1 protein-coding gene is annotated in these 274 nt (G+C 42.0%); it reads left to right on the top strand.

The features are described 5' to 3' along the window. Positions 1-24 precede the first annotated feature (24 nt). Positions 25-274 (top strand): hypothetical protein (locus AAEY75_RS15035; protein ID WP_352260030.1); only part of this gene is annotated, 250 nt, incomplete at its 3' end.

Raw genomic sequence — 274 nt, 5'->3', positions numbered from 1 at the left:
CAATTGAAGGCTGAAGGCACCGCTATGCCCATTTTAATGTGGGCTTTATTCAAAGAAATTAACCTACTGCTCACCTTAAAACTGGCGGTTCAGAATGGCGAACAACTCAGTAAACTGTGGGGACAACACCGAATTTGGGATAAGCGAAAACCGCTCTATCAGGCTGCAATAACGCGATTGGATTTAGACCATATCGAACATATGCTCGCTTTTGCCTCTACAATAGAATTAAATCTTAAACAAAAAGGGCTTGAAGATTGGATTGGTCTTAGCC

The sequence above is a fragment of the Psychrobacter sp. TB55-MNA-CIBAN-0194 genome (genome assembly GCF_040309505.1).
Classification (GTDB): Bacteria; Pseudomonadota; Gammaproteobacteria; order Pseudomonadales; family Moraxellaceae; genus Psychrobacter; species Psychrobacter fozii.
Note: the sequence above shows the minus strand (reverse complement) of the source record. Positions and strands in the feature narration are given on the sequence as shown.